Raw genomic sequence first — 15316 nt, forward strand, 5'->3', positions numbered from 1 at the left:
CCCCGCGCACCCCTCAGCGGCATGCGCAACCTGATTTGGACTTGGAACAGAGATGAGCACGCAGACCCTTCCCGCCTTTTACCAGCGCCCCCGCCCCCTGGCCGCGGAGCGTGACGGCGACCTGTCGCTGACCCCCGCCGCCGGCTACCGGTTCGCCGCCGGTTCCAACTCCGTGCCGGTGATCGCCGCGGAGTTCACGCTGGCGTGCAAGCACTACCCCATCCTGTTCCTGGATGGCGCCCCGCCCCAGGCCGTGGCTCTGCTGGGCATGCGCAACGGCGAGAACCTGTTCGTGGACACCGATGGCGCCTGGGAAGCCGGCGCCTACATCCCGGCCTACGTCCGCCGCTACCCCTTCATCTTCCTGGAGAACCGGGAGAAGGCGGAGTTCACCCTGTGCATCGACGAAGCGGCCCCCAGCCTCAGCCACGGCGGCCCCAACAAGCTGTTCGAGGGCGGCCAGCCTACCGAGGTGACCCGCAACGCCCTGGCCTTCTGCAGCGACTACCAGGGCCACTACAACGCCACCACCGAGTTCGTGGAGGCCCTGATCAAGGCCGACCTGCTGGTGGAGAACCGCGCCGACGTCACCCTGAAGGACGGCCAGAAGCTGAGCCTCGCCGGCTTCAAGGTCATCGACGAATCCCGGTTCAACCAGCTGCCGGCCGAGGACTTCCAGCGCTGGCGCGAGCGCGGCTGGCTGGCCCTGGCCTACGCCCACTTCATCTCGGTCAGCAACTGGGCCGGCCTGGTGGACCGCACCTCGCAGCGCCCGGCGATCAACTGACGCAAAGGCGCATCGTTTGAATGACACCGGCGGCCCGGGTTCTCCCGTGGCCGCCGTTTTCGTGTTCGCCGTTGCCGCAGGGTCGGCGCATCGCCAGAATGCGACCCCAAACGCCACGATGGGATCATCCCGATGGAAACGATCGGCAACCTGTTGACCGCCCTGCCCCCGGCCAGGGAAGAGGAGCGGTTCAGGGACATCCTGCGCCGCCCCGGCTGCCGCATTGAGCAGATCGTCTCCCACGGGCAGGTGACGCCGGTCGACCGCCCCTACTGCCAGGCGCATGACGAATGGGTGCTGGTCCTGGCCGGGGCGGCGCGGGTGGAGATGGCGGGCGGGGAGACGACCCTGACGGCCGGCGACCATCTGTTTATCCCGGCGAACCTCAGCCATCGGGTGACCTACACCGATCCCGGCCAGCCCACCGTCTGGCTGGCCGTCCACATCGGTGAGGCCGCGTCAGACCACCAGTGAGGACATGGCCGGCGGCTGGCCCAGCAGGTCGGCCACGATGCGCAGGCTTTGCGCCAGGTCGTCGCGGGATGCGGAAGCGCCCAGGCCCAGGCGTACCGCCTCCGGCGGGGTGTCGAGGGCGAAGGCGTCGCTGGCCACCACGCCGACGCCCACAGTGCGCAGGCGGGCGGTGAATTCACCGCGCGTCCAGGGCGGCGACAGGCGCAGCCACAAATGGAAGCCTTCCGGGTCGGCGCTGACGGCGTCGCGCGGCAGGATGCCGGCGGCCAAGGCCTGGCGGGCCGCCGCCTCGCGCCGGATGGCCTCCAGCACGCGCGCGGCCGTGCCTTCCTCAATCCAGCGCGTGGCCAGCGCGGCCGTGAGGGGGGACGCCATGGAGGCCGTGGCCCGCAAGGCGCCCACCAGCCGCGCCGTCCCCCGCGTGTCCGGCGCCACCAGATAGGCGATGCGCAGCGCCGGGGCCAGGCACTTGGCCAAACCCGCCACATGATAGGTGACATCGGGCGCCAGCGCGGCGAAGGGGGGGACCGGCGCGCGCGGCAAGGCGCCGTAGGCGTCATCCTCGACGATGGCGACGCCGTGGGCGCGGGCGATGTCCGCCAGCACGCGACGCCGCGCCTCGGGTATGGTCAGGGTGGTCGGGTTCTGGATGGTGGGGCTGGTGTAGAAGGCGCGCGGCCGGTGGGCGGCGCACAACGCCTCGAACGCGGCGGGCAGCGGCCCCTGCGCGTCGCCCGGCACGGCGATGGGCCGCAGGCGCAGGTGGGCGGCCAGTGAGAGGAAGCCGGGATAGCTCAAGGATTCCGCCAGCACCACGTCACCCGGCGCCGCGATGGCGCCCAGGGTTGCCAGTAGCGCCCCCTGCGCGCCGGGGCAAACCAGGGTGCGCTCCACCGCCACACCCGGCAGACGGGGGGACAGCCAGGCGACGCCGGCGGCGCGGTCCCGCACACTGCCCCCCGGTTCCTGGTAGCGCATCAGCAGATCCAGCCCGCCCTGGGTCTCCAGCTCCGCCAGGGTGGCCCACATGTCGGCCGACAGCGCCGCGTCGTCGAAGCGCGGCGGCAGGTTCATGCTCATGTCCACCATGCCGCCACTGCCGGCGGACGGCGCCGCGCGGATGGGGGCCGCCGGGGCGGACGCGCGGGACCGGACATAGGTGCCCTGGCCCACCCGCCCCTCCACCAGGCCACGGCGCTGCGCCTCGCTGTAGGCGCGGCTGACGGTGGTGAAATCGATGCCCAACTGGTCGGCCAGGGCGCGTTGCGGCGGCAGGCGCGTGCCCTCGGCCAAGCGGCCGGACGCGATGTCGGCGGCGATGGCGTCGGCGATGGCCAGATAGACCGGCCCCGCCGCCTTGCTGACAACAGGACTCCAATGCGCGGTCATTCCGTTTCCATCCCTTGTCCACACCCAACAATCCATATATATGGATATTGCATGTTTTTACCAATGCGCGAGCGCCCGATCCGCAGTTTATAGGGACGCCTGCCGGGAAATGGATGGAAAAATGGACCTGAACGCCAGATTCCAGGCGCTGATCAGCGATATGAAGATGGAAGGCCGCTATCGCACCTTCATCGAGCTGGAGCGTATCGCCGGCGCCTTCCCCGCCGCCCTGTGGCATGCGCCGGACGGGCGAAAGCGGCGCGTCACCGTGTGGTGCAGCAACGACTACCTGGGCATGGGCCAAAACGCCGACGTGCTGGCCGCCATGCATGCGAGCCTGGACATGTCGGGGGCGGGTACCGGCGGCACGCGCAACATCTCCGGCACCAACCGCCAGCATGTGGCGCTAGAGGCGGCGCTGGCGGACCTGCACGACAAGGAATCGGCGCTGATCTTCACCTCCGGCTGGATCAGCAATCTGGCGGCCCTCGGCACGCTGGGCCGCGCCCTGCCGGGCTGCGCCATCTTTTCCGACGCGTTGAACCACAATTCCATGATCGAGGGCATCCGCCGCTCTGGTGCGGAACGCTTCATCTTCCGCCACAACGACGTGGCCCATCTGGACGCGTTGATGGGCCAAGTGGCACCCGACCGGCCCAAGATCGTGGCCTTCGAAAGCGTCTACAGCATGGATGGCGACATCGCCCCCATCGCCGCCATCTGCAACGTGGCGGAGAAACATGGCGCCATCACCTACCTGGATGAGGTGCACGCCGTGGGATTGTACGGCGCCCGCGGTGGCGGCGTGGCGGAGCGGGACGGTGTCGCCGACCGGGTCACCCTGATCGAGGGCACGCTGGCCAAGGCCTTCGGCGTCATGGGCGGCTATGTCGCCGGCCCGGCGCTGATCATGGACGTCATCCGCAGCATGGCCGACAGCTTCATCTTCACCACCTCGCTCTGCCCCCACCTGGCAGCCGGGGCGCTGGCCGCGGTCCAGCATGTCGCCGGCCATCCGGAGGAGCGCGCGGCCCAGGCGCGCAACGTGGCGACGCTGCGCGGCATGCTCCAGCGGGCCGGCATCCCGGTCATGGACAGCGCCAGCCACATCCTGCCGGTGATGGTGGGCGACGCCCATCTGTGCAAGCGCACCAGCGACTTGCTGCTGTCCGACCACGGCATCTATGTCCAGCCCATCAACTACCCCACCGTGCCCCGGGGCACCGAACGGCTGCGCGTCACCGCCACCCCCTTTCATACCGAGGCGCACATGCGCGATCTGGTGGACGCGCTGGTGGCCATCCGCCGCGACCTGGGCTGGATGCCCGGCCGCGCCGCCTGACACCCCTTGCCCAATCCGTTCCCGTCACCGTCGCCGGTCCCGCAGCCGGCGGCGATGCGAGCATTTCGCCCTGCCACGCATCCATACAAGTGCTGCTTGCCGGCCTCAGCGCCGGGTTTCTCGGTAGGGCAGACTCGGCATTTTCGCTGGTTGCCTGTCTGCATTATGCAGACATACAAAACATACATACAAACATATCATCGTCCACGGCCAGCGCACCCGCGTTCCGGCGGGGGATGCCGCCTGGCCTTTGTATGGAGAAGAGGTTCATGAGACGGATGGGGACCGTCCCCGAAAACGGGGGCGGCGACACGCGCGGCGGTTGGGTCCGCGCCGCCGGGCGGGCGCTCTGGCCGCTGGCGCTGCTGGCCCTGTCGGGCTGCGACGGTATCGAGCTGCTGGATCCCAAGGGCGCCATCGGGGAGCAGGAGAAGACCCTGATCCTGCTGGCACTGGGGCTGATGCTGCTGGTGGTCATCCCGGTGATGGTGCTGACCCTCGTGTTCGCCTGGCGCTATCGCGAGGGCAACCCCAAAGCCACCTACGCGCCCAAATGGGCCCACTCCAATCGTATCGAGGTGGTGGTGTGGTCCATCCCCTGCTGCATCATCATTTTCCTGGGCCTGCTGATCTGGCGCACGACCCATGAGCTGGATCCCTACCGCCCGCTGGAGTCCAAGGTGGCGCCGGTGCGGGTGGAGGTGGTGGCCCTGAACTGGAAGTGGCTGTTCATCTACCCCGACTACGGCGTCGCCTCGGTCAACCGCCTGGAGTTGCCGGTGGACACACCCGTCAACTTCACCCTGACGGCGCAGTCCATGATGAATTCCTTCTTCATCCCCCAACTGGGCAGCCAAGTCTACGCCATGGCCGGGATGCGCACCCAGTTGCACCTGATCGCCAACCAGCCCGGCACCTACGCCGGCCTGTCATCCGCCTTCAGCGGCCCGGGCTTCTCCGACATGCATTTCGACGCCGTGGCGGCGGACCGCGCTGGTTTCGACGCCTGGATCGCCCAGGCCCAGGCAGCCCCCGCCATCCTGGACGCCGGCGTCTACCGGGCGCTGGAGGCGCCCAGCGTGAAGCATCCGGTGACCCTGTACAGCGCGGTGGAGCCCGACCTGTTCGACCGCATCGTCGACCAGTTCATGCCGGCCATGACCCCCAACGACAAGCTGGCGCTGTGCACCGCGCCCCGGGCCACGGCCCAGGGCCCGTCCACGCCCAAGTCCACACCCAAGCCCTCTTCCGTCACGGAGTAAGCCCGCGATGTTCGGAAAACTGACCCTGTCGGCCATCCCCTGGGATGAGCCCATCATCATGGGGACGGGTGCCGCCGTCGCCCTGGGCGGTCTGGCCCTCCTGGGCCTGATCACCTATTTCGGCAAGTGGCGCTATCTGTGGGATGAATGGATCACCACCGTCGACCACAAGAAGATCGGCGTCATGTACTTCGTCCTGGGCCTGGTCATGCTGCTGCGCGGCTTCGCCGACGCCATCATGATGCGGGCGCAACAGGCCATCGCCAACAACGACGCGGCGGGCTATCTGCCGCCCCACCACTACGACCAGATCTTCACCGCGCACGGCGTGATCATGATCTTCTTCGTGGCCACGCCCTTCATCCTGGGGCTGATGAACGTGGTGGTGCCATTGCAGCTGGGGGCCCGCGACGTGGCCTTCCCCTTCGTGAACTCGCTGGGATTCTGGCTGTCGGTGGCCGGCGCCGTGCTGGTCATGCTGTCCATGTTCGTGGGCGACTTCGCCGCCACCGGCTGGGTCGCCTATCCGCCCCTGTCGGAACTGGGCTACAGCCCCTCCGTCGGGGTCGACTATTACATCTGGTCGCTACAGATATCGGGGTTGGGCACCACGCTGGCGGGGGTGAACTTCATCGTCACCATCCTGCGCATGCGGGCCCCCGGCATGACCCTGATGAAGATGCCCGTCTTCGTCTGGACCTCGCTGATCACCAACATCCTGATCGTGGCCGTCTTCCCCGTGCTGACCGCCACGTTGGCCCTGCTCACCGCCGACCGTTACCTCGGCATGCACTTCTTCACCAATGAGCTGGGCGGCAACGCGATGATGTACATCAACCTCATCTGGGTGTGGGGCCACCCAGAGGTGTACATCCTGATCCTGCCGGCCTTCGGCGCCTATTCCGAAATCATCGCCACGTTTTCGCGCAAGCCGCTGTTCGGCTACACCTCGATGGTCTACGCCACGTCGTCCATCGGCATCCTGTCCTTCTTCGTCTGGCTGCACCACTTCTTCACCATGGGGTCGGGCGCCAACGTCAATGCCTTCTTCGGCATCATGACGTCCATCATCTCCATCCCCACGGGCGTGAAGCTGTTCAACTGGCTGTTCACCATGTACCGGGGGCGGGTGCGCTTCCATTCCGCCACGCTGTGGACCATCGGCTTCATGGTCACCTTCGCCGTGGGCGGCATGACCGGGGTGCTGCTGGCGGTACCCGGGGCCGATTTCGTGCTGCACAACAGCCTGTTCCTGGTGGCCCATTTCCACAACGTCATCATCGGCGGCGTGGTCTTCGGCTGCCTGGCCGGCATGACCTTCTGGTTCCCCAAGGTCTTCGGCTTCACCCTGGACGAGTTCTGGGGGAAGGTGTCGTTCTGGTGCTGGCTCATCGGCTATTGGCTGGCTTTCACGCCCCTGTACGTCCTGGGCTTCAAGGGCATGACCCGGCGCATGAACCACTATGACGTGCCCGGCTGGCACCCCTATCTGGTGGTGGCTCTGGTGGGGGCCTGCATCATCGGCGCCGGCATCCTGGCCCTGGTCATCCAGCTGGTGGTCAGCATCCGCGACCGGGAGAAGAACCGCGACCTGACGGGCGACCCCTGGAACGCCCGCAGCCTGGAATGGTCCACCGCCTCCCCCGCGCCGTTCTACAACTTCGCCCACGTGCCGCAGATCACCTCCCTGGAGCAGCATTGGGAGGATAAGGAGATGGGACGCGCGGGCGTGCAGGTGGCGGGATACGAGGATATCCACATGCCGCGCAACACCGCCGCCGGCGCCGTCATCGCCGCCTTCGGCCTGGTCATGTGCTTCGCCCTGATCTGGCACATCTGGGGCCTTGCCCTGTTCGGCCTGGCCGGCATGGTCGCGACCTTCATCCAGCGCACCTATGACCGCGACGTGGACTATTACGTCCCCGCGTCCGAGGTCGCCCGCATCGAGAACGCGCGCTACGCGCTGTTGAAGCAATCGGAAAAGGTGGCTTGATCATGAGCACCGCCTTGGCAACCAACACGCATGCGGTCGCTCATGCGGCCCATGATCACGGCCACGGCCACGACGACGGCAGCAAGACCGTCCTGGGCTTCTGGCTGTACCTGATGAGCGACTGCCTCATCTTCTCCTGCCTGTTCGCCACCTTCGCCGTGCTGGCCCCCAACGTGGCCGACGCGCCCACGGGCAAGCAGCTGTTCGACCTGCCCTATGTCGGGGTGGAAACCGTGCTGCTGCTGGTCAGCAGCTTCACCTTCGGCCTGGCCATGCTGAACATGCACGCCGGCCGACGGGGCCGGGTCATCGCCTGGCTGGGCGTCACTTTCCTGGTCGGCGCCGGCTTCATTGGCATGGAGGTGCATGAGTTCGCCAATTTGATCGGCGAAGGGGCGGGCCCGGGGCGCAGCGCCTTCCTGTCCGCCTACTTCACGCTGGTGGGCACGCATGGCCTGCACGTCACCGCCGGCCTGCTCTGGCTGGCGGTCATGATGCACCAGACGGCGACGTTCGGCCTGGACGGCATCGTGCGCCGGCGCCTCGCCTGCCTCAGCCTGTTCTGGCACTTCCTGGACCTGATCTGGATTTGCGTCTTCACCTTCGTCTACCTGCGGGGGGTCCTCTGATGTCCGCGACCACGTCCACCACCACCGCCGGTGCCACCCACGGCACGCTGGCCTCCTACGTCACCGGCTTCATCCTCTGCCTGATCCTGACGGGCCTGTCCTTCGGCGCCGTCATGGGCGGGGTGTTGCCGCCGGAGAAGATCATGGGCGCCATCAGCGGCCTGGCGGTCGTCCAGCTGCTGGTGCAACTGATCGTCTTCCTGCATCTGGGCCTGGCGCCGGAACAGCGCAACTACACCGTCATCGGCGCCCTGACCGTGCTGTTGATCGCCACTGTCGTCATCGGCTCGCTGTGGGTGATGCATAACGCCAACGTCAACATGATGCCGACCCAAATGTCCGTGGAACGCGCCCTTTCCAAGGACTAATGGCCCAAAGACCGATGGGCCCAAGGACTGACGCCTGACGGGGCGGTCGTTCGCGACCGCCCCGGTCTGCTATCCTTCCCCTCCCCCGCCCCACCCCGCCGGAAAGGCCATAGCCCATGATCAACCCCATCGTGCGCGCCGCCGTGGTGCAGGCCGCCCCCGTGATGTTCGATACTCCGGCCACCGTCGCCAAGCTGGTCGAGTTGGCGGAACACGCGGCGGCGCAGGGGGCGGAGATCGTGGTCTTCCCCGAGGCCTTCGTCGGCGGCTATCCCAAGGGCCTGAACTTCGGTGCCCACCTGGGCATGCGCAGCCCCGAGGGGCGGGAGGATTTCCGCCGCTATTACGAATCCGCCATCACCATCCCGGGACCGGAGTTCCAGGAAATCAGCGAAGTGGCCAGGCGCGACCGCCTGCACCTGGTGGTGGGGGTGATCGAGCGCGAGGGCGGCACCCTCTATTGCACCGCCCTGATGCTCGGCCCCGACGGCCGCCTGCTGGGCAAGCACCGCAAGCTCATGCCCACGGCCCTGGAACGCCTGGTCTGGGGCTTCGGCGACGGGTCCACCATCACCGTGGTGGACAGCGCCATCGGCCGCTTCGGCAGCGTCATCTGCTGGGAAAACTACATGCCCCTGCTGCGCATGGCCATGTACGCCAAGGGCATCGAGTTCTATTGCGCCCCCACGGTGGACGACCGCGAAACCTGGCTGCCCACCATGCGCACCATCGCGCTCGAGGGGCGCTGCTTCGTATTGTCGTCCTGCCAGTACCTGACCCGCGCCGACTGCCCCGCCGACTATGCCGCCGTGCAGGGTGGCGACCCGTCCACCGTGCTGATCCGCGGCGGGTCCTGCATCATCGATCCGCTGGGCAACGTGCTGGTCCCGCCCTGTTTCGATGGCGAAATGACCCACCTGGCCGACCTGGACCGCCGCCTGATCGCCCGTGGCAAGTACGACCTGGACGTGGCCGGCCACTACGCCCGCCCTGACATCTTCAGCCTGACGGTGGACGTGCGCCAGAAAAACCCCGTCACCTTCATGGCGCCCCCACCCATGGGCATCGATCCGACTGTGGGGGAACAGGTGGTGATCGGGCTGAAGAGGAATTGAGACATATGCCGCCGGCGGGCGCGCACCGTGCGACAACCCACACCAAGAGAACAGCCCGGCAGTTTCCCACCGGGCCGTTGTCCTGTGCGAGGCCTACCCCGTCTTACCAGCTGAGGCGGAAGCCGGCGGTGAAGACGTGGTCGGTCTCATGCCGGCGCAGCGTGCCGTCGTAGTTGGCGTAGAGGTTCAGGTTGTTGCCTTCCTGCAGGGTCAGCCCACCGCCGATGCCCAGCGCGTTGGCGCCCGTGTCGGGGCCGGTCACCGCGAAGGTGGTGCCCGCGAGTGCCGCCTGGCTGGTCAGCGCCCGGTCGCGGAAGTCGTGCAGCCAGGACGCACGGATGGCCGGCGTGATCACCGTGCCGCCGTCCGTCTTCCAGCGGGCCGAGGCCCGGCCGCCCACGTTGCTCTGCAGCGCCGTGGCGTCCAGATCCTGCAGCACCAGGTTCAAGGCGCCGGCGCCCGTCTCGGTGAAGCCGTCACGGCCGACCTTCAGCCACTGGATGCCGGCCTGCGGCTCCAGCGTCAGGTTGGACACCCGCACCCGGTAGCCGGCCGTGACACCGGCGCTCAGTTCGTCACCGGTGGTGTGGCCGAAGGCCGTGCGGCTGAGGCCGCCGAAGCCCATGGTCCGCGCCGTGTCGTACTGGTCGTAGGTGTAGCCGGCGTTGCCGGTCACGAACAGGCCGTCGCCCAGGTCGACGTTGCCGTAGGCCGACAGGCCATAGCTGCTGGTCTCGTTGGCCCCGCCCGAGGTGCTTTGCAGCAGCACGCCGGCCAGGCCCAGGGTCACGCCCGGCGCCACCGCCCGGTCGCCGCCGAACAGGCCGCCGCCGGTGTTGCTGTGCCCGCCCGCGGCGTTGCCGTCGCTGTCCACCCGGGTGAAGGCCCCCAGGCCTTGCGCCCAGAAGTGCCAGCCCTCCTCCGGCGCCGAGCCGGCTGCCGCCCCGCGCTCGTCCTCCACCGGCGGGGCGTCGCCGCCGCTGGCCATGCTGGTGTAGAGGGTGCGGCCCACCAGCTGGGCCTGCATCGTGCCCTGCATACCGCCGGCCACGCCGTCGCGCACCGCCGCCAGGCGCTGGCCCAGCACCTGGGTGGCGGCCAGGCCCCGGTTCAGGCTGTAGGCCACGATGTTGGCCTGGCTGCTGCCCCCGATCTGGGCCAGGGCGTCCAGCGACGCGCCCACCGTGGGCAGGCCATACAGGGCCTTCAGCACGGTGCCGAGGTCGGCGTTGCCGGCCCCGGTCAGCCCCGCCACCACGCGGCCCATGGTCTGCTGGTTGGCGCTGGCCCCCAGGCTGGCCAAGCTGCCGTAGGTGGGAGTCACGTACAGGTCGATGGCGTTGCTGCCGTACAGCGCCGTGAACCGCGTGCCGGCCAATAGGCCCGACGCCGGCTGGGTGATGCCGGCGAAGGTGCCGGTCACGCCGCCCGCCGCCTGCACGATGGTGAAGTCCGTGCCCAGGCCGGGGGTGTAGGTGTTGCTGGCGCTGCCGGTCATGCCGCGCAGGTTTGGCTGCAGCACGGCGCCGGAGCCGATGACGTAGCTGCCGCCCGTGACCAGGACGCGGGAGTAGTTGCCGGCCCCCTTGCCGGTGCCCGTGCCATCGATATCGATGGACAGCACCGACTGCGCACCTTGGGTCAGGCCGTTGGTGAAGGTCAGGGTACCGGGCGAGTTGCCGGGCGCCAGGATACCAGCGACGGAGGCTTGGCCGGTGACCACACCGGCGCCACGCAGGGCGCCGCCGGAACCGATGGCCACATTGCCGCTGATGGTGCCGTTCATCGACACCTTGCCCGCGGCCACCGTCACCGACTGGCTGATGGTGCCGCCGGCGTCCACCGTCATGACCGGCGTGGCGCTGGCGATCTGCGAGGCCGAAACGGTGGTCCCCGACACCTGCACCGGCGCGTTCACATTGCCCGAGATCGACAGGCTGCCGCCCGTCACCTGCACCGGCTGGCTGCTGACGATGGTGCCGCCGCTGGCCACCGACACGTTGCCGCCGCTGACCGTCACCGGCGCCGTGATGGTGCCCGCCACGTTCACGCTGCCCGCGCTGGCCGTCACGGACTGGGTCACCACGCCGCCGATGCTGATCGACACGCTGGCCATGCCGCTGGTCACCTGCACCGGGGCCGCGACCACGCCCGACACGTTGACACTGCCGCCCGACACCGTCACCGGCTTGTCGCTGGCCACCACGCCCCCGCTGGCGATCGACAGGTTGCCCGACGACACCTGGATGGGGGTGGAGGTGTTGACGATGCCGCCACTGGCGATCGATACGTCGCCGCCGCTGACCGCCAGCGGCGCCATCACCATGCCCGCCACCGCCACCGAACCGCCGCTGACATTCACCGTCTGCGTGCCGGCGATGGTGCCCCCGGCGCCCAGGTTCACCGAGCCGCCGCTGACCTCACCCACCGAGGCGCTGCCCCCACTGATGCTCACCGAGCCACCGGCGATGGTGTTCAGCGTCGACTGCCCGCCGCTGACTTTCACCGTGCTGCCCGAGTTGATGGTGCCGATCGTGGGCGCCCCGTCCGTCACATCGACCGTGCCACCGGCCACCTGATCCACTGTCGTGGTGGACCCGCTGCCGATGGTGGTGCTGCTGCCGGAACCGATGACCGCGCCACCGACGGTGATAACCAGCTCGGTCTGACCGCCCACCACGACGCTGCTTGCTCGTACGTTATGGCCCGGCGCCACCAGTGTGTAGCCCGCATAGGACGAAGAAGCGTCGCCCGCCGCCACGATGGTGTAGGTCTGATCCTTCTCCAGGTCGAAACCCGCGCCCGCGTTCAGGATGATGGCGCCGCCACTGATGGCCGCAGTGCCGGTGACGTTCAGGCCACCGTAGATGCTGGTCGACGCCACGTCGATCAGCAGCGCGCCCGAGCCGCCCTGGGCGTAGTTGCCCGCCACGTTGACGATGGTGTCCAGGCGCAGGGTGGCGCTGCCGGTGTTGGTCAGCGTGTGGCCGCCCAGGTTGACGTCCACGCCCAGCGCGATAGTGTCGCCGGCCAGCACCATGTTGCTGAGGGTATTGATGATTGTGCCGGCGCCACCGTTGAAGCCGGTGAACCGGCCGAAGCCATCCCCCGAGCCGCCGACGATGACCAGGTCGCGGGACGACATGTTGACGACATCGCCCGCGATCAGACCGCTGTTCACCAGGGTCCCCAGGGTGCCGGTCCCGGTGATGCTGAGGGCGGCCAGGCCGCCGGTGATGGTGCCGCTGTTGCTGAGCACACCGATGGTCCCGGCATTGGCGATGCCGGTCTGGCCGCCCTGGATCAGGCCGGCATTGACCAGCGTGCCAACGGTCGCGTTGGAGAGGGAAATGCCGTTTTGCGGCCCCGAAATGGTACCCGTAGCGTTGTTGCTCAGCTTGTCGATGGTCGCCGGGATCACCGCCGACAGCGTGGGGTTCGAGTTCACATCGGACAAATAGAAGGGAAAACTAGCAATAGAGATGCCATTGCCCAAAAAATCGGCACTGATGATCCCATCGTTCATCAACGTGCCGATATTGCCACCATTAAGGGCTATGCCTACGAGGGCGCCCGAGATTGTCCCGGAGGCACTGTTGATCAGGTTGTTGATCTGGGCAGGAACTATTGTTGCCCCGTCATTGAACAGGCCCGCGACAATATCCAGGCCATAACGATCCGCGCCATTGATCACGCCGGCATTAGCCAGGGTGCCGATGGTGGCACCATAGATGCTCATGCCGTTATAGCCACCGCCGATGGTAGCGCCTTGAAGATTGGCCAGGGTCCCGATGAGAATTGGCACCACCGGACTGAGGCCGGTGGAATAGCCGCCAAATGCAGTGCTCTCGATATTAAACCCGTCGCCCCCACCGTCGATCAGCCCGGCATTGATCAGAGTGCCGACTGAGGCGCCGCGTAAAACGATGCCCGCAGCATTGCCCGCGATAGTGCCCGTCGAATTATTGACCAAGCTTCCGATCGTCGGAGGCGTGATGATAGTTCCAAGATCCAGCGCGGCGGCAATTTGCAGACCGGCCTCCCCCCCCTCGATCAGGCCGCTATTGGACAGCGTTCCGACGTGCCCCCCGGCGATCTCAATGCCGGAATGAAATCCGGAAATGATGCCCGTGAGGTCATTGGCCAGGCTGAAGACCCGACCACCCGCAAATGTCGTACCGTCATACCCCGTCAACAGCGAGATGCCGTAGCCACCGCCGCCGATCAGTCCGGCGTTGGCGATAGTTTCCACGGTGGCGCCACTGACCTGGATGCCATGAACAGCGCCACTGATGGTCGCCCCCATCCGGTTGACCAAAGTGCCTATGGAGCCGGGAGTGACCGTTGTACTGGTGATGCCAGAGACGGCGTCATAGATGCTTTCGGTCTTTCCGGTAACCACCACGCCTTGCCAGCCGAGACCCACGATCTGGCCATCATTCAGCAGCGTGCCGATGGATCCGCCCTCCAGCCGGATGCCTGTGACTCCGGCGATCAGCGCGTTGGGTAAATTGGCAAGGGTGCCGATTTGGGGCCCGACAGCGCGGGAATATCCCGTCTGCGCCCCCGGATCGTAAACATAGATTTGGTCACCGGTTAGATTGATACCGTTTCCCCGCCCCTGACCACCAAGCGACGTGACGTTGCCCTCGATGGTGCCGGCGTTGACCAAGCTCCCAATGGTGCCAGCATTGGCGATACCCGCCTGCTCCCCTTGGATCAATCCGCCGTTGGACAGCGTGCCAATGCTTCCTCGGGCCACCAGAATACCGGTAGTATTGCCGGAAATGGTGCCACCAGCCAGGTTCTGGATGCCGTCGACGGTGCCGCCGACAGTCACACCATAGGCGGAGCCTCCGATCACGCCCGTGTTGATGATGTTGCCGGCGATGACGCCGGTATCGACGATGGCACCCAGGATGCCGCTGTTGCGGATGGCCGCGACACTCCCAGAGATGGTGCCACTGTTGGAGAGCGTACCGATCGTGCCACTGTTGACGATGGCGGTCTGGCCCCCCTGGATCAGGCCGGTGTTGGACAGCATGCCAATGGTTCCCTGAGCCAGAATACCGGTGTGGCCGGAAATGGTGCCTGTGGCACTGTTCGTCAGGTTACCGATGGTAGACGCGATCGCCTGGCTGCTGAACGTTTGCGCGATGTCGTCATAGCTGGAGATGTAGCCGTTCGTGATCATCACGCCGACGCCATGCTGGCCGGTGCCGACAATCTGACCGGCGTTCACCAGGGTGCTGATTGATCCGCCCGCAATGTTAATGCCCGATGCGCCCATGATCAACGCGCCGGCCGCGTTGCTCAAGAGCCCGATCGAGGCTAAGACAGGTTGAGAATATACCGTTTGCGTGGCGGGGTCGTAATTATAGGTCTCATCAACAGATAGGGCGATGCCTGTCGTGTCGCCCTTGATGGTGCCGGTGTTCACCAGACTACCGATGCCGGTGCCTGACAAGTCGACGCCATGGTAGCCGCCTTGGACGATGCCGCCGTTGAAAACGGCGCCGATGGTGCCCGCATCGCCGAACTGGCTGACCTGGATGCCGTAGTTGCGGCCCGTCACCAAGCCGGTGTTGGTGACTGTGCCCAGCGTCCCGCCCGGCACCTCAAGTCCGATATAGCCGCCGACAATCGTTCCACTGTTGATCACGGTTTCAGCCGAGCTGCCACCCCAGAAGTCGACACCTTTCAGGGTGCCGTACGCCAGCCCTGTATTATTGACCACGTCAATATGACCGCCGGGGTAACCAACAATGCCGCCACTGTCGTCACCACCTATGGTTCCAGAATTATAGATCGTCTGGATGGAGCCCATGTTTGCCACACCTTCATGGCTTCCCCCTATGCTTGAGGCATTCGAGAGATAACCGATGGTGCCAAAATTGAAGACACCAACGCCGTGGCCGTAAATATAACCATTATTTTTTAACGTGCTGACAGTGCCA

The 15316-nt window shown here is 66.8% G+C and carries 10 protein-coding genes; 8 read left to right on the forward strand and 2 right to left on the reverse strand.

Going from position 1 to position 15316, the window contains the following annotated elements; translation table 11 throughout:
• Nucleotides 1-52: 52 nt before the first annotated feature.
• Together UAJ10_RS06600 and UAJ10_RS06605 are read left to right on the forward strand one after the other, a co-directional pair.
• Nucleotides 53-787 (forward strand): SapC family protein, encoded by a 735-nt coding sequence (locus UAJ10_RS06600; protein ID WP_322914587.1) that lies wholly within the window; start codon nt 53-55, stop codon nt 785-787.
• Between the two features lie 132 nt (nt 788-919).
• The gene (locus tag UAJ10_RS06605; RefSeq protein ID WP_322914588.1) at nt 920-1261 is read left to right on the forward strand and encodes a cupin domain-containing protein; all 342 of its coding nucleotides are present in this window, start codon (nt 920-922) and stop codon (nt 1259-1261) included.
• Here UAJ10_RS06605 and UAJ10_RS06610 read toward each other — a convergent pair.
• Nucleotides 1247-2650 (reverse strand): aminotransferase-like domain-containing protein, encoded by a 1404-nt coding sequence (locus UAJ10_RS06610; RefSeq protein ID WP_322914589.1) that lies wholly within the window; start codon nt 2648-2650, stop codon nt 1247-1249. The two genes, UAJ10_RS06605 and UAJ10_RS06610, sit on opposite strands and share 15 nt — an antisense overlap.
• Before the next feature lie 121 nt (nt 2651-2771).
• Between UAJ10_RS06610 and hemA the strand changes: the two genes are divergently transcribed.
• From hemA to UAJ10_RS06640, 6 genes are all read left to right on the forward strand, one after another.
• The gene (gene hemA, locus UAJ10_RS06615) at nt 2772-3992 is read left to right on the forward strand and encodes a 5-aminolevulinate synthase (protein ID WP_322914590.1); all 1221 of its coding nucleotides are present in this window, start codon (nt 2772-2774) and stop codon (nt 3990-3992) included.
• Nucleotides 3993-4261: 269 nt separating this feature from the next.
• Nucleotides 4262-5254 carry a ubiquinol oxidase subunit II gene (gene cyoA / locus UAJ10_RS06620; RefSeq protein WP_322914591.1) on the forward strand — a complete coding sequence of 331 codons (993 nt, stop codon included), beginning with the start codon at nt 4262-4264 and terminating at the stop codon, nt 5252-5254.
• 7 nt (nt 5255-5261) lie between these two features.
• Complete coding sequence (cyoB, locus tag UAJ10_RS06625) at nt 5262-7247, forward strand: cytochrome o ubiquinol oxidase subunit I (protein WP_322914592.1); 1986 nt, start codon at nt 5262-5264, stop codon at nt 7245-7247.
• Nucleotides 7248-7249: 2 nt separating this feature from the next.
• On the forward strand, nt 7250-7876 hold the full coding sequence (gene cyoC, locus UAJ10_RS06630) for a cytochrome o ubiquinol oxidase subunit III (RefSeq protein WP_322914593.1): 627 nt from the start codon (nt 7250-7252) through the stop codon (nt 7874-7876).
• Nucleotides 7876-8244: a cytochrome o ubiquinol oxidase subunit IV gene (gene cyoD / locus UAJ10_RS06635; RefSeq protein ID WP_322914594.1), complete on the forward strand. Its 369-nt coding sequence runs from the start codon at nt 7876-7878 to the stop codon at nt 8242-8244. The genes cyoC and cyoD overlap by 1 nt, the downstream gene beginning before the upstream one ends.
• 116 nt (nt 8245-8360) lie before the next feature.
• On the forward strand, nt 8361-9359 hold the full coding sequence (locus UAJ10_RS06640) for a carbon-nitrogen hydrolase family protein (RefSeq protein ID WP_322914595.1): 999 nt from the start codon (nt 8361-8363) through the stop codon (nt 9357-9359).
• Nucleotides 9360-9462: 103 nt separating this feature from the next.
• Here the strand turns inward: UAJ10_RS06640 and UAJ10_RS06645 are convergent, their stop codons facing one another.
• Nucleotides 9463-15096, reverse strand: a complete 5634-nt coding sequence (locus tag UAJ10_RS06645; RefSeq protein ID WP_322914596.1) for an autotransporter domain-containing protein — start codon at nt 15094-15096, stop codon at nt 9463-9465.
• Nucleotides 15097-15316: the final 220 nt, after the last annotated feature.

Source organism: Nitrospirillum guaranorum (assembly GCF_034653275.1).
Lineage (GTDB): Bacteria > Pseudomonadota > Alphaproteobacteria > Azospirillales > Azospirillaceae > Nitrospirillum.

Excerpts from the sequence above, each read along its gene's own strand:
- cyoA (WP_322914591.1), top strand. The coding sequence starts at position 4,262 with ATGAGACGGATGGGGACCGTCCCCGAAAACGGGGGCGGCGACACGCGC.
- UAJ10_RS06605 (WP_322914588.1), top strand. The coding sequence starts at position 920 with ATGGAAACGATCGGCAACCTGTTGACCGCCCTGCCCCCGGCCAGGGAA.
- cyoC (WP_322914593.1), top strand. The coding sequence starts at position 7,250 with ATGAGCACCGCCTTGGCAACCAACACGCATGCGGTCGCTCATGCGGCC.
- hemA (WP_322914590.1), top strand. The coding sequence starts at position 2,772 with ATGGACCTGAACGCCAGATTCCAGGCGCTGATCAGCGATATGAAGATG.
- cyoD (WP_322914594.1), top strand. The coding sequence starts at position 7,876 with ATGTCCGCGACCACGTCCACCACCACCGCCGGTGCCACCCACGGCACG.
- UAJ10_RS06600 (WP_322914587.1), top strand. The coding sequence starts at position 53 with ATGAGCACGCAGACCCTTCCCGCCTTTTACCAGCGCCCCCGCCCCCTG.
- UAJ10_RS06640 (WP_322914595.1), top strand. The coding sequence starts at position 8,361 with ATGATCAACCCCATCGTGCGCGCCGCCGTGGTGCAGGCCGCCCCCGTG.
- cyoB (WP_322914592.1), top strand. The coding sequence starts at position 5,262 with ATGTTCGGAAAACTGACCCTGTCGGCCATCCCCTGGGATGAGCCCATC.
- UAJ10_RS06610 (WP_322914589.1), bottom strand. The coding sequence starts at position 2,650 with ATGACCGCGCATTGGAGTCCTGTTGTCAGCAAGGCGGCGGGGCCGGTC.